The sequence below is a fragment of the Snodgrassella sp. B3088 genome (assembly GCF_026535815.1).
In the GTDB taxonomy this organism is placed as follows: domain Bacteria; phylum Pseudomonadota; class Gammaproteobacteria; order Burkholderiales; family Neisseriaceae; genus Snodgrassella; species Snodgrassella alvi_E.
Genome location: NZ_JAFNPG010000002.1, coordinates 519,289 through 543,497, shown reverse-complemented (window position 1 = coordinate 543,497; position 24,209 = coordinate 519,289). Strand labels below are relative to the sequence as shown.

The following is a 24,209-nucleotide window of genomic DNA, read 5'->3' as shown; positions in this document are numbered from 1 at the left end:
TAAATCAAGCAGACTGCTGCGGCTGATTAGTTTTTGTCCTGATCAACCAGTTTGTTTTTGGCAATCCATGGCATCATGCTGCGTAATTGGGTACCAATAATTTCAATCGGGTGCTCGGCATTTTGGCGGCGGCGGGCTGTCATGGAAGGATAGTTGGTAGCACCTTCGACGATGAATGATTTAGCATAGTCGCCATTCTGAATGCGTTTTAATGCTTCACGCATGGCTTGGCGGGAGTGCTGATTAACTACTTGTGGGCCGGTAAAGTATTCGCCGTATTCTGCGTTATTGGAAATGGAATAATTCATATTGGCAATTCCGCCTTCGTAGATAAGGTCTACAATCAGTTTCATTTCATGCAGACATTCGAAGTAGGCCATTTCTGGAGCGTAGCCGGCTTCTACCAGCGTTTCAAAACCGGTTTTGATTAATTCAACCAAACCGCCGCACAATACAGCTTGTTCGCCAAAAAGGTCGGTTTCGGTTTCTTCTTTAAATGTGGTTTGAATCACACCACCTTTAGTACCACCGTTAGCAGCAGCATAGGACAAAGCAATGTCACGGGCACGGCCAGTTGCATCCTGATGTACGGCAATCAAGCTAGGTACGCCGCCGCCTTTTAGAAATTCGCTGCGTACGGTATGGCCTGGGCCTTTAGGAGCAATCATCACCACATCCAAATTTTTGGCTGGAATGATTTGGTTGTAATGAATATTGAAACCGTGGGCAAAGGCTACGGTAGCATTGTCTTTGAGGTTGGGGGCAATTTCGTTGATGTATACGGCAGGCTGAAATTCATCAGGGGTAAGTATCATTACTACATCAGCGGCTTTGGTGGCTTCGGCTACTTCGCGTACATCATGGCCGGCATTAACTGCTTTGTGCCAAGAGTTGCCGTTTTTGCGTAAGCCGACAATTACATTAACGCCTGAATCTTTTAGGTTCGCTGCGTGTGCATGTCCTTGTGAGCCATAGCCGATAATGGCTACGGTTTTGCCTTTGATTAATGAAAGATCGGCGTCTTTATCGTAATAAACTTGCATTGTTATTCCTTTTGTTAAAACTTTGTGTCTTGGTTATGTTCATGTTTCGGCCTGATGCGGCCGAAGGTGTTTGGGTTTGTGCTTAAATGCGTAGCATGCGTTCACCGCGGCCAATGCCGGCAGCTCCGGTACGGACGGTTTCTAGAATCAGTGTTTTGCCTACAGTGTCTAGAAAGGCATCGAGCTTGTTGCTGGTACCGGTGATTTCTACTGTATAGGTTTTGTCCGTCACGTCGATGATGTGGCCGCGGAAAATATCAGCTAGGCGCAGGATTTCATCGCGGTCTTTGCCGGTGGCACGTAGTTTGACCAGCATGAGTTCACGTTCTACATATTGGCTGTCGTTTAAATCGATTACTTTGATAACCTCAATCAGTTTGTTGAGCTGTTTGGTTATTTGCTCCATGACGTTGTCGCTGCCACTGGTAACAATGGTCATGCGTGATAAGGTTCTATCTTCTGTGGGGGAAACAGATAAGGAATCGATGTTGTAGGCACGGGCTGAAAATAGGCCGACTATACGGCTCATCGCACCAGATTGATTTTCCATCAGAATAGATAAGATGTGTCTCATGATGCGCTCCGGCTATTCTGCTCGCGCTCGTTGGCAGCTGTAGCTTTGATTTTATCCATATGTGGTGGCAGCACCATCTCATCCAGACCTTTGCCGTTACCCACCATTGGGTAGACATTTTGGGTGCGGTCAGTAATGAAGTCCATAAATACTAGACGGTCTTTCAGAGCAATAGCTTCTTTCAGTGCACCTTCTATATCCGCAGGTTTTTCAACCCGAATTCCGACGTGTCCGTACGCTTCCGCCAGTTTGACAAAATCTGGCAGTGAATCCATGTAGGTTTCGGAGTAACGGTTTTCGTAGTAGAGCTCCTGCCACTGGCGCACCATGCCGAGAAAGCCATTGTTGAGGTTGATGACCTTAATGGGCAGACGGTATTGGTAGCAGGTGGAAAGTTCTTGAATATTCATTTGTATGGAACCTTCACCAGTGATGCAGAATACATCTTCTTCCGGCCGCGCCAGTTTGGCACCCATGGCATAAGGCAGTCCTACACCCATGGTACCTAGTCCGCCTGAATTGAGCCATTGACGGGGACGTTGAAACGGATAGTACTGTGCAGTAAACATCTGATGCTGGCCAACGTCGGAGGTGATGAGGGCGTTGTTACCTGTGATTTTGGCTAGTGTCTGGATGACTTGTTGTGGTTTGATGTATTCATCTGCGTTTTCAAACCACAGGCTGTTGTGACTGCGCCAGTTTTCAATGGATTTCCACCATTTTTCCAGAGCGTTATTGCTGAATGCCAGATTTTGTTTTTGCCACAGGGCAAGCAAATCTGCTAATACGTTTTTAACATCGCCAACAATCGGTACATCTACTTTTACGCGTTTGGCGATACTGGAGGGGTCGATATCGATGTGGATAATTTTTTTGCCATCATCGGTGAATTTGTCCGGTACGGAGATAACGCGGTCGTCAAAGCGTGCCCCAACGGCTAGTACAACATCGGCGTTTTGTAATGCTAAATTGCCTTCATAGCTGCCATGCATACCTACCATACCGAGAAACTGGCGGTTGGTACTGGGAAATGCACCCAGCCCCATCAAGGTGGCAACACAGGGGGTACCGGTAGACTGAATGAAATCAGTGAGTACGTTGCTGGCATTGCCTAATACCACGCCGCCGCCGAACAGTACTATTGGGCGTTTGGCTGCGGCCAGTACTTGTGCAGCTTTTTTAATCTGGCCGGTGTGCCCATGGGTTACAGGCTGATAGGAGCGGATGTTGATGTCTTCTTGAGGATAGCTGAATTTGGCCATTGCCTGTGTTACATCTTTGGGCACATCAATCACGACTACGCCTGGGCGGCCTGTGCGGGCAATCTGAAAGGCTTTTTTAATGGTTTCAGCTAATTCGCCAATATGGGTAACTAAAAAGTTATGTTTGACACAGGGGCGGGAGATACCGATGGTGTCTACTTCCTGAAAAGCATCGGAACCAATGGCGGGTGTGCCTACCTGACCGGAAATGACCACGAGTGGGACAGAGTCGGAATTGGCGGTGGCGATACCGGTGATGGCATTGGTGGCACCAGGGCCGGAAGTAACCAGTGCGACGCCTATTTTTTCACCGTTGCTGGCACGTGAGTAGGCATCAGCTGCATGTACGGCAGCCTGTTCGTGTCTGACAAGGATATGGCGAAATTTTTTTAATTGAAAGATGGCGTCGTATATTTCGAGAACTGCTCCGCCGGGATATCCGAAAACATATTCTACATTCTCGGCTTTGAGACTCTGCACGAGTATTTGTGCACCTGAAAGTTGCATATCAACCTCTTATGTTCTGGCTGTCCGACTGACACGTAACCAATGCATCTGCAATCCGGTAAGATTTAATAAATGCGAACAGCGATTTGGGGTACGCGAACGCACTTATTGTGATGAACTGTTGGTTCTGCGTCCGGTAGTCGGATGAGCAGGTTTGGGTTAGCTAAATGAGTGTTTACGATAAAGCAGGTGTTGATGTTAAGCAAGTGCTATTTTTGTGAAGTTTACTCCTATTTTGAGGTTAAAATTTTATTTTATGCTTTAATTTTTTAGTTTTGTGCATTTTTATGCTTTATTTGGACAAATTTTATGCATTTTATGTATTAATTTGTCCAAATTTAAATAAATTATTTGTTTTTGTAAAATTTTTAATTTTAGACTTATTGTCCAGTTAATAAATGATAATGTGGGCTCCTGCCGCCTGTGCTATCTGCATGAGTGTGGTGGAGTCCATGTAGGCATGGGCAAGATGTGAAATGTTGGCAACGATGGGTAGATGGGTAATTTTTCTGGCTTTAACAATGGCTTCTACGTCAAGGCGGTAAGGGGCATTGCGCTCAAGGCTGAGGGTGCCTGCTTCTCCAAGCATAAGGTGGTGGTTACCTTTTAAAGCGATGTGTTCAGCAGCTATAAGCCAGTCATCGACTTGATGATGTTTGTCTTTACACAATACGACAGGGATATTTAGGCAGCCTACTTCGTTGAGTAGGGTACGGTTAGACATAAGTTCGCCGCCAAGGTAAATGATGTCGGCCTCTGCTTGTAAGGCTGGTTCGAGCTGGCGCACGTCTCTGATGCGTAGCCATACTGATTTACCCGCTTTATGAGCAATGGCTATCTGTTGCTGCATATTGGTTCGCGGTTGCGATGGTGGGGTGTAGGGTGAGGCCGCTTGAAAAAAGGGATCGATGAATATGTTGATGTTTTCTGGCAATTGTGAGTTGGTTACGCTGGCTACCAATTGATGATGGTTGCCGCCAAGCTGCTGTCCGCGTACGGTAATGACGGTGTCTTCGGCTTTGGTCTCGCGGCTGATGATGCGCCAATCCTGAAGTACGCGCATGGCTTTTTCTACTCCGGCTAGTGCTTCCAGTTCGCGTGGTTCAAACACTCTTTCGTCGCCAACTGCGCCAATAATAGTGCGCTCTTCTCCGCGCGAAATATGCTCGTGCAATCCGCGCTCACGGATGTAGCTGATGACGCTGTTAATCTGTGTTTCGGTAGCCTGACGCTGCATTACTATAATCATGTTGGTTGTCCTTATGAAGGGTGCTTTGATTGTCAGTAAAAAAAAGCAGGCTGGCAAGTAGCTGGCTGGTGCGAACACTGTCTATGTGGACGAATCTGTGCCAGAAACAGGTTATGGTAACACTACAACAGTGATAGTAAACTATTGTTATTAATGAAAAGTGTGTATATTTTATATGTTAACTTGCGTGATGAAATTCTGGTGGGTTTCATGATGTGAGGCCAATAAAAAACAGTTCATTCAGGGACAGATAAATGAAAACAAGAAGGCTGTTGTTTGTGTTGGTGGTATTGGTTCTGGTGGGTGTGGCGGTTTGGATAAATATACGCAGTCATGTGTCTTTACCGGATGGTTTTGCAGGCGGAAACGGACGCATGGAGCTAAAACGGCTGGATGTGGCAACACTTTATTCTGGGCGAGTAATTGAAATGAAGGTGGATGAGGGGGATGTGGTAGCCAAAAATCAGGTTTTGGCTGAACTGTCATCTGATCAGACCAGTAGTAAGCTGGCGGCCGCACGCGCAGATAAGCAACGTGCGCTGGAAAATGTATCTAAGGCTGATGCGGAAATTGCTGCACAGCAACAAGCTCATAAAGTAGCGCAGATGGATCTGGACAATGCGCGCCAGCTTAAATCAGATGAATTGGTGTCTGCACCTGAATTACGCCGACGTCTGGCGGAACGGGATGTGGCAATTGCCAAGGTAAAATCGGCGCAGGCAGCACGTGCTGAGGCTCTTGCGGCGGTGAAACAGGCACAGGCGCAGATTGATGCGACATTTTCTGCTAATAACGATATGCTGATTCGGGCACCCAAAGCAGGTCGAGTGGAGTACCGGATTGCTGAAGCGGGCAATGTGCTGGGTGAGGGGAATAAGGTTGTTTCTTTGCTTGACCCGACTGATGTAACTTTGTCGGTATATTTGCCTACGGATACGATTGGTAAGCTGAAACTCGGTGATGAGGCAAGGATTGTGCTGGATGGAATGGATGCAGTATGGCCAGCTAAAGTGGATTTTATTGATTCTAATGCGCAGTTTACGCCGAAATTTGTGGAAACGATGAATGAGCGGCAGAAGCTGATGTATAAGGTAAAACTGAAAATTCCGGCACAGGTGGCGTTGCAGTATAGTGGTTTGCTCAAGGGCGGATTAACGGGTAATGGCTATATCCGCTTTGATAACAATAGAGCTTGGCCGCAGCAGTGGCAGGTTAAATTACCTAACTTGAAACCAGCAGCCAAGGGTGCCTGAAATGGAGAAAACTGCCAGAGAGCAGGCTGATACAGAGGAAGATTGGGCAGTTGATTTACGCCATGTGTCACATCAGTATCGGCAGACGGTGGCTTTGCGCGATGTATCTTTGCAAATCCGCCGCTGCGCAACGGTGGGGCTGATTGGACCAGACGGGGTTGGTAAATCTACTTTGCTGTCTTTGATTGCTGGTGTGAAGATTATCCAGCAAGGTGATGTGCTGGTTTTTGGTGAAAGTATGGCGTTGAAACACAGCCGCCAATTGCTAAGTCACCGGATTGCCTTCATGCCACAGGGGCTCGGACAAAATCTGTATCCAACCTTATCAGTGAATGAAAATGTGGATTTTCATGCGCGGCTATTTGGTTTGCGTGGTGAGGAGCGTAAGCAGCGGATTGCTCGTTTGTTGCAGGCAACCAGATTGGCTCCGTTTGCCGAACGACCAGCTGGTAAGCTTTCCGGTGGGATGAAGCAAAAGCTGAGTCTGTGTTGTGCGTTGGTACATAATCCGGAACTGCTGATTCTGGATGAGCCGACTACTGGTGTGGATCCATTGTCGCGGCGGCAGTTTTGGCAACTAATTGATGAATTACGGGTGGAAAACCCGGATATGACTGTAATTGTCGCTACCGCCTATTTTGACGAGGCCAAACGCTTTGAATATCTGCTGGCTATGGACGATGGTCGTCTGATTGTTAATGCTCCTACGCAGCAGGTGCTGGAGGATACGCATACGGATACGCTGGAACAGGCGTATGTGAAAATGTTGCCTGAGGCAAAGCAAAATAAAGGTGGCAGTTTAGAGCTGACGCCGTTTGTACCAGACAAAAATTCACCTCCGGCAATTGAGGCTAAGGAATTAACTAAGCGATTTGGCGATTTTGTAGCAGTTAATAATGTAAGTTTTACTATTGAACGGGGCGAAATTTTCGGTTTTTTGGGCTCTAATGGATGCGGCAAATCAACTACAATGAAAATGCTTACCGGCTTGCTGGATGCCAGTTCTGGTAGTGCTAAGCTGCTGGGTAAAACTGTTGATGCTAATGATATGACGACGCGCATGAAGATTGGTTATATGTCGCAGTCGTTTTCTTTGTATGAAGAATTGACGGTGCGGCAAAATCTGGTGCTCTCTGCCAAGCTGTATGAAATGGATACAAATCAAATTGAAACGGCGATACTGGAATCGTTGCAGCAGTTTGATTTACAGGAATTTGCTGATACGCAACCGAGTGAATTGCCTTTAGGTATTCGTCAACGTTTGCAACTGGCTGCTGCCTGTTTGCATCATCCACAAGTTCTGATACTGGATGAGCCTACCTCTGGTGTGGATCCTGTGGCCAGAGATATGTTCTGGCATCATCTGCTGGATTTATCACGCCAGAATCGCACCACAATTTTTGTATCTACCCACTTTATGAATGAAGCGCAACGCTGTGACCGCATATCGTTTATGCATCAGGGGCGGGTGCTGGCAATTGGTACGCCACAGGAGTTGTGTGCCAATAAACAAACAGATGATCTGGAAACTGCTTTTATTGATTATTTACAGGAAGCGGTAGACAAAACAGAGAATAGCGTTCCGCAGGTAGATGCAGAACAGAAGGAACAGCAGCAAACTGCAATGGCGCCAGCTGTGGCTGGGAAGGCAATGAATGCGGACAGTGTTTCTTACTGGTTTCGGACGGTATGGACGTTTGCAGTACGTGAAGGCAAAGAGCTGATGCGAGACAAAATTCGCCTATTTTTTGCCTTGTTTGGACCGGTGGTGCTGATGATGATGGCGGCGTGGTCTGTATCCTTTGATGTGGAACATGTGAAATTTGCGGTAATGGACCGTGACCAGACGGTGGAAAGCCGTGCTTTAGTCGAATATTTCCGTGGTTCGCGCTATTTTACTTTTACCGGCACGCTGCACAGTGCAAATGAAATTGATGAAACGTTGAAGGTATCTAAGGCACGTCTGGTTATTGATATACCGCCACATTTTGGCCGTGACTTACTGCGCGGAGATAAGCCGGAAGTTGGTTTTTATGTTGATGGCACGATGCCTTTTATGGCAGAAAACATTAAAAGCTTTATTCTCATGATACTGGAACGCTATGCAGCGGCGGAATGGGCACAGACGGGTTTACCTATTTCGCTTAAACCGGCAGCACAGGTTGCGCCTCGTTATGTTTATAATCAGGATTTTAAAAGCATTTTTGCAATTACACCCGGTATGATTATGATGGCGATGATGCTAATACCGGTGATGATGACGGCGCTGGGTGTGGTGCGGGAGCGAGAAATTGGTTCGATTACCAATTTATACACTTCGCCGGCTTCGGTACGGCAGTTTCTGATTGGCAAGCAGATTCCCTATGTAGTGGTTTCTTTTATTAGCTATTTGATTCTAGTGTGGCTGGCGGTGGTGGTGCTTGGTGTACCAGTACGTGGCAGTTTTTTAGCCATGAGTGTGGGAGCGCTGGCACTGATTTGTGCAGCCACAGCTTTTGGTTTGCTTATTTCTAGCTTTGTGAAGTCTCAGGTGGCGGCAATTTTTGGTTCGGCCATTCTGTCGCTGATTCCGGCGCTTAATTTCTCTGGCTTGCTCTATCCATTGTCTACGCTCACCGGTATTAATTACTGGCTGGGCTGGAGTTTCCCCACGGCATGGTATCAGCTAATTAGTCTTGGTGGTTTTACTAAAGGATTGGGTTTTCTGGATTTCATTAACTACTATCTGGTTTTGCTGGCATTTTGTCTGGCGTATGTGTTTTTAGCCGGCTGCTTGTTGAAAAAGCAGGAGGTGTAGATGCTGCAATGGTTTAAAAATGTCTGGGTGCTGAGTGTCAAGGAGCTGAAAAGTCTGCTAAGCGACGTGGTGCTGATTGCGCTGATGGTGGTGGTGCTGTCCGTGGCTATTTATACAGTTGCTACCAGTATTTCTACTGAGGTGCGCCATGCTTCTGTAGCGGTGATGGATGCAGATCACAGTGTGTTATCGTACCGGATTCGGGATGCGCTGCTGGAACCTTATTTTAAGCCGCCGGTAGAAGTAAGACGCGAAGATATTGATGCGGCAATGGATAAAGGCGATTATGTTTTTGTTCTCGATATTCCGGCTAATTTTGAGCGGGATGTGGTGGCTGGCAGATCGCCTACTATTCAGGTTCTGGCTGATGCAACGTCGGTAACTCAGGCTGGTATTGGCTTTAATTATTTAAGTCAGATTATTGATGCGCAAACGCGTTCTTTTTTACGGCAACAGTCGGCCGCTACTTTTTCACCGGTCACGCCAGTGATGAATGTCCAATTTAATCCCAATGGCGAATCGGCGTGGTTTATTGCAACAATGAATGTGGTATCGAACTTAACTTTGTTGGCAATTATTCTGGTAGGGGCAGCGGTTATTCGTGAGCGCGAACACGGCACGATTGAACAGTTATTGGTGATGCCGGTACGTCCCAGTGAAATTGTGATGGCGAAGATTTTTGCTAATGGTGCTGTGATTTCGGTGGCTTCGCTGTTGTCGCTGTGGCTGGTGATTGAGGGATGGCTGCATATTCCGATTAACGGCTCGGTGTCGTTGTTTAGTCTGGGTATGTTTATTTATTTATTTTCGGTGGCTTCGCTGGGTATTTGGTTTGCCACGCTGGCGCCGACGATGCCGCAATTTGGCTTGCTGTGTTTGCCGATATATGTGGTGATGCGGTTGCTTTCTGGTTCGGAATCACCTTTGGAAAGTATGCCGGCTTTTTTTCAGTATATAACGTGGTTGTCGCCTGAAACACAATTTACTCAGTTTAGTCAGGATGTGTTGTTTCGCAATGCTGGGCTGATGACCGTATGGCCGAAAATTATGATGATGTCCATTATGGGCGTGCTGTTTCTGGCCTTGGCACTGTCACGTTTTCGCGGCATGCTGGCGCAGCATTCTTAATGTAGATGTCGTAGATTCAGGACAAATGGAAATGAATAAAACGTGGTTGGCAGTAGTACTCGCTTTGGGTTTACTGGCAGGCTGTAGCCGTACCGATATAAAGGTGAGGTCTACAGTGGGTATTCCTCAACAGTTTGAGCAGAATGCTGCAGCACGGGGAACAGCAGATATCAGCCGCTGGTGGCAGAGCTGGCCTGATCCGTTATTAAACGACCTGATTGAAATCGGTTTGAAAAACAATCGTAATCTGGCTGGCATGAAAGACAATATGCTTGCAGCGCGAGCCAGTGCAGCCATGGCTGAAGCAGATTTGCGCCCACAAGCTGGAGTGGAAAGTAGTGGCGGCCTGCATCGATATAATGGTGACAATACTCTGAAAGATCTGAATTTGCCTTTGATTGGCAATACTCGTGATTATTTGCAGGCAGCAGGCTCTCCTCTGGGTGCCAATCGCACTCGTTTGCATGGCAATACTGTGCAGGCAGGTTTTACCGCCAGTTGGGAACCTGATGTGTTTGGACAGAAACGCAGTGACGCTGATGAAATGCGATATCTAAGCCTAAGTGCGACTGAGCGTTGGCATGGTGCACAGATGATGCTTAGCAGTGAGATTGCAGAGAATTATCTGAAAATGCGAGCCATGCAGCAGCGGGCAAAAATAGGCGAACACAGTGTGGCGACGCTGAAACAGTTGCAGCGCTATACACAAGGTCGTTTCCGTGCTGGGCAGGCGACGGCTTATGATGTGAGAGAAGTGGCCGCCAAGTTGTCTTCGATGCAGGCGCAGATTGCTACTTATCAGGCTCAGGCTGAAGTGTATCAGCGCAATATAGCGGTTTTAACTGGTCAGGAACCGCAAGGTTTTGTCATTGCAGCTGCACCAGTGGATATTTTGCAGCAACTTCCCGCTGCACCGGCCGGACAACTGCCTCTGGACGTGATTACGCGTCGACCAGATATTCGCACTCAGGAAAATATGGTGAAAGCAATGAGTGCTGGTCTGGCCAGTGCTAAAGCTGATAGATTGCCACGCTTCAGCCTGAATTTTTTATGGCAGACAGGACAAATACATTTAAATAGTAATACTTCATATTTAAAAAATACAGGCGGATTACTAGACGCCAGTATGACGATTCCGGTATTTACTGCCGGACGGATTAAACACAATATCGAAAGAGCAGACGCTCAGCTACAGGCTGCAATTGCTGAATATGATCATTTAATTCTTCAAGCTTTAGCTGAAGTGGATAATGCCTATCAGATGCAGTTTAGTCTGTATCAGCAGACGAAGCTGATACATCAGGCACAAACTCAGGCAACCAGTCAGGCTGGTGCTGCTGAAAAGTTGTTTCGCTTTGGCGATATGACGCTTGATCGCAGTTTGCGTGCACGCCTGAATGCCGAGGATATTGCTGACAAGCAAGTGCAGGTAAGGCTGGAAGAGGCACGCAATCTAGTGAATTTATATAAGGCACTGGGAGGAGGCTGGCAAAGCAGTGAGGAGGAATGAGCATTGTGCTGAAATGCAAATGCTGTATATTCAAAATTAAGTGTTGAAGATGTCGCACTATTAGTTTACTCGCTAATGCGACGTATGATTTCTGTAAGAATCTTGTTTAATATCTATTTTTTCTGCTTCGGGAGCCATGCATGCAGCTATGTTTTAATCGATCAATGATGCGACAAGTGCTGATGTTGATGGCATTGTTCGGGCTGGCAGCTTGTTCTACACTGCGTTATCAGCCTGTAGCTGTAATAGATGATGTTAGTAAGAATCCAGACGGCTATCGTTTGCAGCGTGCTCTACTCAATAATAAAGCGGATAAGAAAGATGATGTAATCGGAATTGTCATGCTGTCCGGTGGGGGGACTCGTGCGGCTGCTTTCGGCTATGGCGTGCTTGAATCGCTGAAAAAACAACAGGTCAAAATAGATGGCCGGCCTAAAAGCCTATTGGATACGGTAGATGTGGTGTATGGGATTTCCGGTGGTTCTATCCTGGCTACTTATTTCGGGCTGCATGGATCGGAAACCATTCCAAAATTTGAGCAGAATTTTCTCAATTTGAATTTACAGAAAATGCTTATCGGGCAGTTATTCTCGATGGCAAACTGGTCAAGGCTGGGTTCACCAGAATTTGGTCGTGGAGATTTATTGCAGGAGCAGCTGGATTTGCACTTATATCACGGGGCAACTTATGCTGATTTAAATAATAAGCGGCAAGGGCCGTTTGTAGTGATTAGTGCTACTGATATGAGTCTGGGCAGCCGTCTGGATTTTACCCAAGAATATTTTGATTTACTTTGTTTGGACCTGACCGATTTGCCGATTGCGCGCGCGGTGGCTGCATCCAGTGCAGTACCGCTCGTCTTTGCTCCGGTAACTTTAAATAATAATGGTGGCAACTGCCACTATCATTTACCGGATAACTTAGTTGATAGTAATAATGTTGATGCTACTGGGACGACTTCATTCCGAGCGCAGACTAGAGCCGTATACCGTGCCAATTTGAAGCAGTACCAAGATAGCCAGAAGCGGCCATATATTCACTTGTTGGATGGTGGGCTGACCGATAATCTGGGTTTGCGCAGTCTGCTGGATGCCACGGAGCTCTATAGTAATAAAACTTTATATGACCGGCTAGAGTCAGCGAAGATTCATAAAATCATTATTATTAATGTCAATGCACAAACTCAGCGCAAAAATTCCATAGACAGTAGTGCCAGTGTTCCAGGTACAGCTGAAGTTGTGCGAGCACTAACCAGTATTCCGATTGAGAAATATTCGGAAGATACGCAGCATCAGTTTCAAAAATATGTGGATTGGTGGAACGAGAGCCGCAGTGAGGGTACACCACAGGTATATTATGTGAGTGTGAATCTGTTGGATATGCCGCCATCACCGCTGAGGGATAAAGTCATTCATATTCCGACAACGTTTTATCTAGCACATAGTGAAGTTAATAATTTGCGTAAGGCGGCCAAACTATTACTGGCTCAATCTTCAGAATATCAGCGTCTGATTAAGGATATTGGGGTAGAACCTGATACCTCGACACCTGAACCATTTACTTTATATGGAGATGATGTTGCTGCTACTCAGGCAGACACAGATGAAGAGTCTGCTACAGATGCAACCGGTACCGATGCAGTTGATAATGTGCAGAATCACGTAAGCGGTGTGGTCAATTTTATTAATACTGAAGCTGTACCTATATTGCGCTAACAAGGTATTTGCTTAGAAAGATAAGGTTCGGCAGATGTAATAAATGCTGGATTTGATTTTTATTGATTAAAGCCTGAGATTTTTCTCAGGCTTTTGTTTTATCTTGCCACCATACACCAAAAATAAATGCACTTGCTGATGTGCAACCACTGAAAAAGAAGAATGAATGATCTGGCTAATGATCTGGCTTTATAAAAATAATGTTATTTCTTAATTGTTTATTTGTATTTTATGCATTGATTAAAGCAGATTTTGATAAGAAAAATCGGCAAAACGAAGGTATGAAAAACGAATAAGGGGTTTTGGTTAAATTTATGAATATAATTGAAATGAATTTCTATTCATTAAGCCAAATTTTTTTAATATGCAATTTTTGTTAATTTTAATGGCATTTTTTTTAGTTTAAAATCTTTTTTTGTGGTGAATTGGCTACAGAATCAATCAAAAATAAAGGAGTTGTTAATTAAGATTCCTATTATCATTTCAATATGTTAGAGATTATCAATTGTATTTGAGATGACATTTATATATCTTAATAAATTATTATGCTTTTTAGCTAAATATATTTAGTAAGAAATGAAATATTTTAATGCGAGTAGTAATACATATTTATTGAATATTTCTAATTTAAAACTCAATAAGCATAATTAAAATATAATAATATTTATTTATGAATGAATTTATCTGAACAATCTCTTAACTTTTTGCTTATAAATCAGTGGTTGTGCACTTTTAATTTCGCTTTTTGGAAAGTGTGAAATTGCTATTACATAGTAGTTAAATGTGATTATTTGATTTAATTTTATGCAATAAAAATTAACAAAATACTAAAGTTATCAATTATTTTCATACCTATTGAAATTAAGACAAAAATTAAAAGCACACAAGCGCACACTAGCCTTCGTTCTTTCAGGAGAAGGTAGACATATGTTGAATTGGGTTTTGACTAATATTCAGGAATCGCCGGTTATTCTGCTGTTTCTGTCATTAAGTCTGGGCTACTTACTGGGCAGTATTCGTTTCGGTAAGTTCCAGCTTGGCGGAGTCGCTGGCTCTCTGTTGGTGGCAGTGCTTTTAAGCTTGCTCAATGTACACATTGATTCTGGTCTTAAGGCATTGCTGTTTACTTTATTTATTTATGCTGTGGGTTATGAAAGTGGTCCTCAGTTTTTCCGTTCACTAGGTGTAAAAACCCTGCGTGAAATCTTTTTGGCTTTGTTCATTGCCATTACTGGTTTTATCACGGTGATGATTATGGCACGCCTGTTCCACCTGGATAAAGGTCTGGCTGCAGGACTTGCTGCCGGTGGTTTAACCCAGTCAGCGATTTTGGGTACTGCTGCCGATGCCTTGACACATATGGGACTGCCTGCTGACCAGTTGCAGCAATTACAGGCTAATGTGGCCATTGGTTATGCGGTGACTTATATCTTTGGTTCATTAGGCGCGATCATTATCTGTATGAACTTGCTGCCGAAAATCATGGGTCGTGATATTCGCGATGATGCGGTAGCTGCTGAAGCTGAACAGCTGAAAGGTGCAATGGCACTGGAAGGTAATCAGGGTATGGCGATTACGCAGATGGTAGGTCGTATCTATGTAGTGGAAAATGACATTCAGAAATCCATTAAAGATATTGAGCTGGACAATCTGGGTATTACCATTGAGCGCATCAAACGTCACGGTAACTTAATTGATTGCACACCGTCTACAGTGCTGAAAAAAGACGACATTATTCTGATCGTAGGCCGCCGTGAAGCAGTGGCTGCTGTTAGCACGTTGTTTGGACGTGAGCTGGATTCTGAACAGGGTCTGGAAGTGATTGTGGATACCAAAGACGTGGTCTTCCGCAACCCTGATTATGCCAACAAAACCATGGCTGAAATCCGTTCCAAAGTGCATTCCAGTGACCACGATTTTGAAATTCAGCATGGTATATATCTGATTGCCCTACATCGCAACGGTGAAAAATTGGATGTAACACCGGATACCGAATTCAAACTCGGTGATGTGATGACCATCTATGGTTCTACCAGTGATATTAATCGTGTTGTTCATATTATTGGTGCGCCAATTACAGTGAACAGTAAAACCGACTGGGCTTATCACGGTCTGGGTGTGGTACTTGGCCTGATTATTGGTTGGGTAGTTGTCCGTGTAGGCAATATCCCGATTACGCTTGGTGCAGGTGGCGGTGCGCTGTTGTCTGGTCTGTTTTTCGGCTGGTTACGTGCTCGCAAGCAGACGTTTGGCAATATGCCGGTAGCTGCTTCCCAGTTCATGAAAGATTTCGGTCTGGCTGGATTTGTGTCTGTAGTAGGTTTGCAGTCTGGTTTACAGGCAATTACCACAATTAAAGAACATGGCCTGACCCTGTTTTTGATTGGTGTTGTGGTAACACTAGTTCCGATGATTCTTGCAATTTTCTTTGGTCGCTATGTGCTGCGTTATGACAACGCTGCAATCTTTGCCGGTGCGCTGGCTGGTTCACGTAGTGCCAATCCTGCATTTGGTGAAGTATTGGATAAAGCAGGTAATGCCATTCCGACTACTCCATTTGCCGTTACATATGCATTAGCCAATGTGTTCCTGACACTGTTAGGTCCATTGATTGTGGCTCTTGTTTGATATGTGCTTTTAACTTCTTGAGGAAAATGTTATGACTTCAAAACATGATTTTGAAAAATATGCTAATTTAAGCCCATTTGAATTGAAAAATCATTTGATTGATTTGGCACAGAGCCGCAACGACCGCATGATGCTGAATGCTGGCCGTGGTAACCCCAACTTTCTGGCTACTTTGCCTCGTAATGCATTTTTTGAATTAGGTCTGTTTGCTACTGAAGAGTCTGAAATCTCTTTCTCTTTCTTAGACCAGAATATCGGCGGAATGCCATTTAAAGATGATTTGATGGCTCGCTTCGACGATTTTATTCGTCGCAACCGCCACAAACCTGGTGTGGACTTCCTGAGTAAAGCCATGTCTTACGTGCGTGACCAGCTTGGCTACAATCAGCATCAGTTCTTGCTGGAAATGACTGAAGGCATTCTGGGCTGCAACTATCCCGTACCAGACCGCATGCTGCGTTTGTCTGAAGAAATCGTTAAAACCTACGTTCTTGAAGAAATGGGTGCCAAAACACTGGCTAACGATGATATCGACTTATTTGCCACTGAAGGTGGTACCGCCGCTATGGCCTATATTTTCAGCTCGCTGAAACAGAATGGTCTGATTCGTAAAGGTGACAAAATTGCTCTGGGTGCCCCAATTTTCACGCCATATCTGGAAATTCCAGAACTGAATGATTACGAACTGGAAGAAGTATTAATCAATGCTGATCCGAAACTGGACTGGCAGTATCCTGAAAGCGAACTGCGTAAACTAGAAGATCCTTCCATCAAAGCATTCTATCTGGTTAATCCGTCCAACCCACCTTCAGTGAAAATGGACGACCGCAGTCTCCAGATTATCGCGGACATCGTGAAAAAACGTCCTGATTTGATTATCTTGACTGATGACGTTTACGGTACTTTTGCTGAGAACTTTGAGTCTCTGTTTACCATGTGTCCGTACAACACCATTCTGGTTTACTCTTTCTCCAAATACTTTGGTGCAACCGGTTGGCGTCTGGGCGTAATTGCCATGGCCAAAGAAAATGTACTAGATAAGAAAATTGCAGAACTGCCGGAAGAAGAACGCAAAATTCTGCATGAACGTTACTTGTCTATCACTCCGGAACCAGAAAAACTGAAACTGATTGACCGTATGGTAGCTGATAGCCGTGCTGTAGCGCTGAACCACACTGCTGGTCTGTCTACTCCGCAGCAGGTACAGATGGTACTGTTCTCTTTGGCCGAAATGATGGATACCAAGAAACAGTATAAAGACGCATTGATGGCTCTGATTCGCAATCGCAGCGCCGCTATGTACAAACAGCTGGGTATCAAACACGAGTTCAACGAAAACAGCGTAGATTACTATACTCTGGTGGATATGGAAGATACTGCCCGTCAGTTGTATGGTAACGAGTTTGCTGAATGGGTAGTTAAAACCAAAAACCCAAATGAACTGCTGTTCAGAATTGCAGATGAATCCGGCGTAGTATTGTTACCTGGTAAAGGCTTTGCGGTACGTCACCCATCTGGTCGTGTATCTCTGGCCAACCTGAACGAATACCAGTACAAAGCCATCGGTGCTTCACTGCATAAACTGGCTTGCGAGTATTACGAAGAATTTAAAGCCAGCAAATAATTAATTTTGTTTGAGCTTTAAATCAGCGCCGTACTTTAGAAAGTACGGCGCTATTATGTTTGCCTTTATCATGCACAGCTTTTGTTTTAACTAGGATATTAGTATAGTTTAGTATAATTATTTAGCTGATTTATATGGAGGAGAACAGAATGCGAGTACATATTATTGTGCACGAAAATTTTGAGCAACCGGCAGTATGCCTCGAATGGGCGCAAAATAGGGGGCATACAATTTCGTTATCTGCTATTTATCAGGGAGATAAAGTGCCAACATCTGCCGATGGTTTTGATATGCTCATTATTATGGGTGGGCCTCAGTCACCACTAACTACAATACAGGATTGTGCCTATTTTGACAGTGCCGCTGAGCAGCACCTTATCCGCCAAGCCATTGATAATGGTAAAGCAGTACTGGGAATTTGTTTGGGAGCACAATTAATCGGACAAGCGCTGGGCGGTATGGTAGAAAGCAGCCCTAATAAGGAAATCGGTAACTTTCCGATTCAGCTTACAGCGGCAGGTTTAGCCGATGAGATGATAGAACATTTTGGTCAGGAATTGACTGTGGGTCACTGGCATGGAGATATGCCTGGACTACCCCCACAGGCACAGATTCTAGCTTATAGTACTGGTTGTCCACGCCAGATTATCCGGTTTGCGCCAATAGCATATGGATTTCAGTGTCATCTTGAATTCAACCGCGCAGCAATTGAATCATTAATTCCCCACTCAAAGGCTGATTTGCAGCATGCCGGACAGTATCCGTATATACAGTCTGCTTCTGAAATTTTGGAATATGATTACGTACCCATGAATCAGAAACTGTATGTTTTTCTGGATAAATTATTGCATAGATATCAGACACTGAAGCATTAATACACAGCAAAATGCTTAAACCAGCTCTAAGCCTTGTTGGTAAAAAAACGGTTGATTGCGTTTTGAGCCTGTTTTTTCAAAGCTGGTGTGAGAGCAGTTTGTAGTTGTTTGCATACCATAGCAATAACGGCAATATCGTCGGTGAAACCAAGCGGCCCTAGAAAGTCTGGTATGAGGTCTATTGGGCTAAGAAAGTAAAGCAAGGCACCTAGAATCAACATTTTACTGCGTAAAGGCGTATGTGGAGATTTAAGTAGCAGAAATAAAGAGTACAGCTGTATAACCACCGGTTTGCCCAAACGCAAAGCATTTCTGGACAGTTTGGCAAAAAAGCTCTGCTCATTAACCCATCCATGCAGATTGACCACACTTTTGGAAAAAAACTTCATGGCATTGTGTTTTCTTAATAATGGATTTATTTTAAATTTGACGGTGATAAAACCACTTTTACTCGTGCTTGATGGCGTTGCTGGTAAAAACGGACATCAAACCACCAAAAAGCCGATTTTTTTACTGACCAGAATTGTTGTGGCAGCCAGACACCATTAAGAAGATAAGCACAAAACTGGCCAATCCATGGCTGATGTCCTACCCATATCTGAGTGGATGCAGGGGGCTGCTGTTGCAGAAATGTGGCTAGATCAAGCGGGTGGCAGTCCGGATTGAATAATTTGTTTACAGTAAACGGCTGCTTCAGATAACGAGCAGTTTGCTGAGACCTGACAGCTTCTGAACAGTAAATTTGACGATTATCCGGCAAATGCTGACGCAGCCACTGCGCGCTCAGCTTTGCTTGCAGTTGGCCTTTAGTGGTGAGTTTGCGTGCCATATCCTCCCAGTTATCCTCGGCTTCGGCATGGCGCCATAAAATTAAGTCCATATCTTACTCCTTTGGATTATGGTGTCTGAGTGCAGTGTACTGTTATGCTTATGTTACAATTGTTTGGTTTCCATTCTCAGTTTGATAGTAGAGCTAACCAGATGGTCTGGCAATGTCACTCGGGCTATCTTTGTATTTTTTAATCAAGCATTAACATTGGAAGACTAAACTGGCGTGAATCGATTTTCTGTAGAAGAAGGTAAACTGCGGCAGAATCAATGCTTGCGGCTGGCTGACCGTCTGCAAGTTTATATGCAGTTAATGCGTATAGACCGTCCTATCGGCACATTATTGCTGCTCTGGCCCACGTGGTGGGCACTGTGGATTGCAGGTAATGGCCATCCAGACTGGCTAACGGTATTGGTATTTACTATTGGTACTTTTTTAATGCGCAGTGCAGGCTGTGTGATCAACGATTATGCCGACCGCGACTTTGACGGTGCGGTCGACCGTACCAATCAACGCCCGTTTGCTTTGAAAAAAGTGAGCAAAAAAGAAGCGCTTTTGCTTACGCTGGTGCTGTGTGTTTTGGCTGCACTGTGTCTGTTGCCACTTAATCGGCTTACTTGGTTGATGAGTATACCGGCTTTGTTTTTGGCTATGACTTATCCCTTTACCAAGCGCTTTTTTCCGCTGCCGCAACTATATCTTGGCCTTGCATTTTCTTTCGGTATTCCGATGGCTTTTGCAGCAGTGAGCAATCAGGTACCCATGATTGCATGGGTATTACTCGCAGCCAATACATTATGGACTCTGGCCTACGATACCATTTACGCGATGGCAGATAAGGAGGACGACCTGAAAATTGGCATCCGTACTTCTGCTATCACTTTCGGGCAGCATGATATCACTGCAGTGATGTTGTGCCATCTTGGCTTTGATATATTCATGATTATTGCTGGCGGGATGATTCAGGCCAGTATATGGTACTGGCTTGCTTTGCCGCTGGTGCTGGTTTTACAGTATATACAGTGGCGGAATATTCGCACACGAGACCGTAAAATATGCTTTGCTATGTTTTTACGTAACAACCGTATCGGACTTATCTGGTTTGTAGGGCTATTGCTGCATTATTGGCTAGGCCATCCTTAATACATAACCGTCTATGCGATTAGAAGATAATATAATTGGGTAATTGATTAATAGTAATGGAAGAAATTGCACATCCTGTAGCTCAAGTGTTTAAGACCCGCTGCAATGAGCAATTTGATAGGAATAGAAAATGAGCATGAGTTTAATTGGGGATATATTACCGGTTTCACACGTGGTTCTCGATTTAAATGTTAGCAGTAAAAAAAGATTGTTTGAGGAAGCCGGAAAACTATTATCCGAGCAGGCCGGTCTGTCGCAAGAAGATGTATTTAACTGCCTGTTTGCACGTGAAAAACTGGGTTCTACAGCTTTAGGCAAAGGCGTTGCTATTCCCCATGGTCGAACTGGTACCGTAAAAGATACTGTAGGCGCGTTTTTCCGGCTGCAAACTCCCATAGCCTTTGATGCACCGGATGAGCAACCTGTAAACATGGTGTTTGTGCTATTAGTGCCGGAAAATGCTTCCACTAAACATCTGAATGTATTATCAGAGCTGGCAGGAAAATTTTCCCAGAAATCAGTTCGCAATGCACTTTTGTCTGCTACCAGTGCTGAAAGTGTGCGCGATATACTTGTTGCCGAAGAGCTATAAGGACAGACTTTTATGCCCAGCATATCGGTACGGCGTTTGTATCATGATAACCAGACTAAGCTTAAATTGGCGTGGTCTGCCGGCACTGCTGGCGCTGATAACCGCATCAGTATCGATGCTGATAAACCGGTATTGGCTCTTGTCGGCCATTTGAACTTTATCCATCCCAATCAGATACAGGTAATCGGTATTGCCGAAGTTGAGTATTTGAATAAGATTGAGGCCGGAGAAATCAAAACTACCCTCAATGAATTATTCGACCTTACCATGTCTTTGATCATTGTGGCTAATGATTTACCCGTGCCTTATATGTTGCGTGATTATTGTCATACGCATAATGTGCCACTGTTAACATCGAAAACAGAAAGTCCCTTCCTGATGGATGTGCTGCGCATCTATCTGCAACGGGTACTGGCTGCCTCAACTGTTAAATACGGTGTTTTTTTAGATGTATTTGAAATCGGCGTACTTATTACCGGCCAGTCTGGACTAGGAAAAAGCGAGCTGGCACTGGAGTTAATATCCCGTGGCCATGGTCTGGTCGCAGATGATGCCGTAGAACTGTACCGCATTGGGCCGGAAACGCTGGAAGGGCGTTGTCCTGCCATGCTGAAAGATTTTTTGGAAGTGCGTGGGCTAGGCGTGCTCAACATCCGTGCCATTTTCGGTGAAACCGCCGTGCGCCCGAAAAAACAGCTACAGCTCATCATCAATCTGGCACTTGCTGATGATAGCCACATGCAACGAATGGATCGTCTGAGTATCAAAAGTGAAACTGAAAGTATTCTGAATGTCTCTATCCGTAGTGTGACCCTACCGGTGGCCGTAGGGCGCAATCTGGCCGTTTTGGTGGAAGCTGCAGTAAGTAATTTTATTTTACAAATGAGAGGTAAAGACAGTACCAAGGAATTTTTGGATCGTCATAATTCAATGCTGAAAGAGGATGCGGTGAATCATGAGGATAATATTGATTAGCGGATTATCCGGTTCTGGAAAATCTATTGCTTTGCGTTTGCTGGAAGATGTTGGCTTTGTCTGTGTGGATAATCTACCGGTTAAGCTATTACCCGGTCTGATTGAGCATTATGCCGCTAGCCAAACAGCTCAATTGGGTGTAAGCGTAGATATTCGCTCACGCTTTAATCCAGCAGAAGTGTTAGAGCTAGTAAAAAGATTGCGGCAGCTAGGGCATCAGGTAGATCTGCTGTTTTTAACTTCATCGGTACCTGTTTTGCTGCGTCGTTTTTCAGAAACGCGCCGCAGCCATCCTCTGGCGAAAGAGCACCAGACACTGAATGAAAGTGTCGCTGCCGAACAGCAATATATGTCTACATTACAAAGTTTCGCTTATGTAATTGATACTTCTTTGCTCAACGTACCTCAGCTGCGCCGTCAAATACAGCAATGGCTGAATCTGCCGGTGGCTCCCCTGCGAGTGGTACTTGAATCTTTTGGCTATAAATATGGAGTACCAGCAGGACTGGACTTTGTCTTTGATGTTCGGTTTCTTCCCAATCCTTATTACGATTTTGATTTGCGTCCTTTCACCGGACTGGATGAACCAGTAAAGGATTTTTTTGCTCGCCAGCCGGTCATGGCAGAAATGATTGCAGATTTATCTGGTTTTTTATGCCGCTGGCTGCCCGAAATGGAAAAGGAAAGCCGCAGCTATGTTAATATCGGCATTGGTTGTACCGGTGGGCAGCATCGCTCTGTATATATTGTTCAGGCACTCGCACAGCAGCTTAATGCATATTCGGTAATCGTTCGGCATCGGCAGCTGGAATTGAGAAAAAATTCTCAAAAAACGGTATAATAAGTACAGTGAATTATTCAGGCAGCCTGAAATCAGGCTGCCTGTGTGTTTTCTGTGTTGGATTTTTAGCAGACAAGGACAGTTTATGGCGATTCAATGGTATCCCGGGCACATGAATAAAGCCAAAAAAGCCATTGCCGAGCGTATTAAAAGTGTGGATATGGTCATTGAGGTACTGGATGCACGTTTACCGGCTTCAAGTGCCAATCCATTGCTGGCCAAGCTAGCTGCCGATAAACCCAAACTGAAAATACTTAATAAACAAGATTTAGCCGATCCAGAGCGTACTGAGCTATGGCTGACCGACTATCGCGCCCAGCCTCATACCAATGTACTGGCACTGGATGCATCAGAAAAACAGGCAGCAAGTAAAATCATTGCAGCGTGCCGATCGCTGGTACCCAATCGCCATGGGTTAGACCGTCCGTTAAGAGTGCTTATTTGTGGTATTCCTAACGTAGGCAAATCCACATTGATTAATGGCATGCTGGGTAAGCGCAGTGCCAAAACCGGCAATGAACCAGGTATCACCAAGGCAGAGCAGCGGCTAATATTGGCAGATGATTTCTGGTTGTATGATACCCCCGGTATGCTGTGGCCTAAAATCATTGTCGAAGAAGCCGGTTATAATTTGGCCGCTAGTGGAGCAGTGGGACGCAACGCACTAGATGAGGAAACAGTGGCACTTGAATTACTGGATTATCTGCGCCGCCATTACCTTTCTTTACTGCAACTGAGATATCAGGCAGATTTGAGTGAAAGCCCGCACTGGCGTGATGATAATTGGCTAGAATGGATTGGTAAAAAACGCGGTGCCTTATTAAGCGGTGGCCGCATTGATTACCAGAAAGCAGCTGAGCGTGTGCTCACCGATTTTCGCGATGGACTGATAGGCCGAATTACATTGGAAACCCCAAACCAATGGGTAGTGTGGCTGAAAAAAGGACAAATGCAGGAAGCTCAGCTAAAAGCCGAGCGTGCAGCCAAAAAAGCTGCACGGAAAAGTTGATTTCTTTTCTAGATCTTATCATGCCTGCACTGACAGCGTAGGAACTCATGGCTATGAATCATACAGTCTCTATCGAAGCTTTGATTGAAGCTGCTTTACTCACCCAAAGTGAGGCACTGAGCGAGAAGCAATTGTGCTCACTCAGGGAGCCGCCATTATCTGCAGATGAACTGACTAGTGTATTGTCTCATTTGCAGGAGTGTTGGCATGAACGCGCATTGAATTTGGTGCATTGTGCCGAAGGTTGGCGGTTTCAGGTCACACCGGTAGCATATCCGTTGCTGGCCAGTCTGGATGTGCAACGCACACCGCGCTATTCACGTGCAGTATTGGAAACACTAGCAATAATTGCCTATCAGCAGCCGGTTACACGTGGTGATATAGAAGCAATACGTGGCGTGGCTGTTTCCAGCAATGTGTTACAAACATTGCAGGATCGTGGCTGGATAGAGATTATCGGACAACGCGACAGTGTAGGGCGACCCAACTTATGGGCCACTACCGCTACATTTTTAAGTGATTTACAGCTGGAAGATTTAAATCAGCTGCCACCTTTAACCGAATTGGGTGAACTGGTTTTACCTGAATTAAGTGAACCTGCGGAAGTTTCAACAACCGCAGAAGAACCGTCGGATGACGGATCGGGAGTTTAAAC

Annotated in this window: 20 protein-coding genes; 14 read left to right on the top strand and 6 right to left on the bottom strand. The window is 45.0% G+C overall.

What is annotated here, in order from left to right; all coding sequences use genetic code 11:
* Positions 1–26 precede the first annotated feature (26 nt).
* From ilvC to J3U75_RS02955, 4 genes are all read right to left on the bottom strand, one after another.
* Complete coding sequence (gene ilvC, locus J3U75_RS02970; protein ID WP_267390428.1) at positions 27–1,043, bottom strand: ketol-acid reductoisomerase; 1,017 nt, start codon at positions 1,041–1,043, stop codon at positions 27–29.
* Positions 1,044–1,125: 82 nt separating this feature from the next.
* Positions 1,126–1,617, bottom strand: coding sequence for an acetolactate synthase small subunit (gene ilvN / locus J3U75_RS02965; RefSeq protein WP_100140561.1), 492 nt, complete (start codon positions 1,615–1,617; stop codon positions 1,126–1,128).
* Positions 1,614–3,386, bottom strand: coding sequence for a biosynthetic-type acetolactate synthase large subunit (ilvB, locus tag J3U75_RS02960; protein WP_267390426.1), 1,773 nt, complete (start codon positions 3,384–3,386; stop codon positions 1,614–1,616). The genes ilvN and ilvB overlap by 4 nt, the downstream gene beginning before the upstream one ends.
* Before the next feature lie 391 nt (positions 3,387–3,777).
* The gene (locus tag J3U75_RS02955; protein ID WP_267390425.1) at positions 3,778–4,635 is read right to left on the bottom strand and encodes a chorismate mutase; all 858 of its coding nucleotides are present in this window, start codon (positions 4,633–4,635) and stop codon (positions 3,778–3,780) included.
* Between the two features lie 254 nt (positions 4,636–4,889).
* On the opposite strand from J3U75_RS02955, the gene J3U75_RS02950 reads away from it, so the two are divergent.
* The 8 genes from J3U75_RS02950 (at position 4,890) to J3U75_RS02915 (ending at position 18,165) form a co-directional block, all read left to right on the top strand.
* A complete protein-coding gene (locus J3U75_RS02950; protein WP_267390424.1) occupies positions 4,890–5,888 on the top strand; it encodes an HlyD family secretion protein in 999 nt (332 codons plus the stop codon).
* A 1-nt stretch (position 5,889) separates the two neighbouring features.
* Entirely contained in the window at positions 5,890–8,685 is a 2,796-nt protein-coding gene (gene rbbA, locus J3U75_RS02945; protein ID WP_267390422.1) for a ribosome-associated ATPase/putative transporter RbbA, read from the top strand.
* On the top strand, positions 8,686–9,813 hold the full coding sequence (locus J3U75_RS02940; RefSeq protein WP_100152656.1) for an ABC transporter permease: 1,128 nt from the start codon (positions 8,686–8,688) through the stop codon (positions 9,811–9,813).
* Positions 9,814–9,844: 31 nt separating this feature from the next.
* A complete protein-coding gene (locus J3U75_RS02935) occupies positions 9,845–11,323 on the top strand; it encodes an efflux transporter outer membrane subunit (protein ID WP_267390419.1) in 1,479 nt (492 codons plus the stop codon).
* Between the two features lie 140 nt (positions 11,324–11,463).
* Positions 11,464–13,038 (top strand): patatin-like phospholipase family protein, encoded by a 1,575-nt coding sequence (locus J3U75_RS02930; protein ID WP_267390418.1) that lies wholly within the window; start codon positions 11,464–11,466, stop codon positions 13,036–13,038.
* Between the two features lie 927 nt (positions 13,039–13,965).
* Complete coding sequence (aspT, locus tag J3U75_RS02925) at positions 13,966–15,666, top strand: aspartate-alanine antiporter (protein WP_267390417.1); 1,701 nt, start codon at positions 13,966–13,968, stop codon at positions 15,664–15,666.
* A 31-nt stretch (positions 15,667–15,697) separates the two neighbouring features.
* Positions 15,698–17,290: a bifunctional aspartate transaminase/aspartate 4-decarboxylase gene (locus tag J3U75_RS02920; RefSeq protein ID WP_100140570.1), complete on the top strand. Its 1,593-nt coding sequence runs from the start codon at positions 15,698–15,700 to the stop codon at positions 17,288–17,290.
* A 149-nt stretch (positions 17,291–17,439) separates the two neighbouring features.
* A complete protein-coding gene (locus J3U75_RS02915; protein ID WP_267390416.1) occupies positions 17,440–18,165 on the top strand; it encodes a glutamine amidotransferase-related protein in 726 nt (241 codons plus the stop codon).
* A gap of 26 nt (positions 18,166–18,191) precedes the next feature.
* On the opposite strand, the gene J3U75_RS02910 is transcribed toward J3U75_RS02915, so the two are convergent.
* Complete coding sequence (locus J3U75_RS02910; RefSeq protein WP_267390415.1) at positions 18,192–18,554, bottom strand: YkvA family protein; 363 nt, start codon at positions 18,552–18,554, stop codon at positions 18,192–18,194.
* A gap of 26 nt (positions 18,555–18,580) precedes the next feature.
* Positions 18,581–19,045, bottom strand: a complete 465-nt coding sequence (locus J3U75_RS02905) for a SixA phosphatase family protein (RefSeq protein WP_267390414.1) — start codon at positions 19,043–19,045, stop codon at positions 18,581–18,583.
* A gap of 252 nt (positions 19,046–19,297) precedes the next feature.
* Here J3U75_RS02905 and ubiA point away from each other — a divergent pair, with 252 nt between their 5' ends.
* From ubiA to scpB, 6 genes are all read left to right on the top strand, one after another.
* Positions 19,298–20,137 carry a 4-hydroxybenzoate octaprenyltransferase gene (ubiA, locus tag J3U75_RS02900; RefSeq protein ID WP_267390490.1) on the top strand — a complete coding sequence of 280 codons (840 nt, stop codon included), beginning with the start codon at positions 19,298–19,300 and terminating at the stop codon, positions 20,135–20,137.
* A 136-nt stretch (positions 20,138–20,273) separates the two neighbouring features.
* Positions 20,274–20,729: a PTS IIA-like nitrogen regulatory protein PtsN gene (gene ptsN, locus J3U75_RS02895; RefSeq protein WP_267390489.1), complete on the top strand. Its 456-nt coding sequence runs from the start codon at positions 20,274–20,276 to the stop codon at positions 20,727–20,729.
* A gap of 12 nt (positions 20,730–20,741) precedes the next feature.
* Entirely contained in the window at positions 20,742–21,704 is a 963-nt protein-coding gene (gene hprK, locus J3U75_RS02890) for an HPr(Ser) kinase/phosphatase (protein ID WP_267390412.1), read from the top strand.
* The gene (gene rapZ / locus J3U75_RS02885) at positions 21,685–22,545 is read left to right on the top strand and encodes an RNase adapter RapZ (protein WP_267390411.1); all 861 of its coding nucleotides are present in this window, start codon (positions 21,685–21,687) and stop codon (positions 22,543–22,545) included. The genes hprK and rapZ overlap by 20 nt, the downstream gene beginning before the upstream one ends.
* 85 nt (positions 22,546–22,630) lie before the next feature.
* A complete protein-coding gene (gene ylqF / locus J3U75_RS02880) occupies positions 22,631–23,554 on the top strand; it encodes a ribosome biogenesis GTPase YlqF (RefSeq protein WP_267390410.1) in 924 nt (307 codons plus the stop codon).
* A 53-nt stretch (positions 23,555–23,607) separates the two neighbouring features.
* Positions 23,608–24,207: an SMC-Scp complex subunit ScpB gene (scpB, locus tag J3U75_RS02875; RefSeq protein WP_267390409.1), complete on the top strand. Its 600-nt coding sequence runs from the start codon at positions 23,608–23,610 to the stop codon at positions 24,205–24,207.
* The last annotated feature ends 2 nt before the right edge of the window (positions 24,208–24,209 follow it).